Here is a 239-nt window from a genome sequence, read left to right as displayed (position 1 = left end):
GTTTTCGTCCGGTGCTGCAGGGCGGTCGGTCAGGGCGGCAGTATGCTCCTGCTGCTCCAGTACGGCACCAAGGGTAAAATGACTGACCGCTGAAATCGCATATAACCCGTCGCGCAGTGAAAAGCCGTTTTCTGTCATAAAGCGTAACTGGGTTTCCACCGTATCATACTGTTTTTCATCAGGGCGGGTGCCGAGGTGCACTTTTGCCCCGTCACGGTAACGCAGCAGCGCCCGGCGGA

General features: G+C 57.3%; 1 pseudogene. It reads right to left on the bottom strand.

From position 1 onward, the window contains the following. Window positions 1-239: pseudogene (tetR(D), locus tag FLQ03_RS01355) on the bottom strand (tetracycline resistance transcriptional repressor TetR(D)); the annotation flags it as partial.

This window comes from Vogesella urethralis (genome assembly GCF_007644045.2).
Classification (GTDB): domain Bacteria; phylum Pseudomonadota; class Gammaproteobacteria; order Burkholderiales; family Chromobacteriaceae; genus Vogesella; species Vogesella urethralis.
Note: the sequence above shows the minus strand (reverse complement) of the source record. Positions and strands in the feature narration are given on the sequence as shown.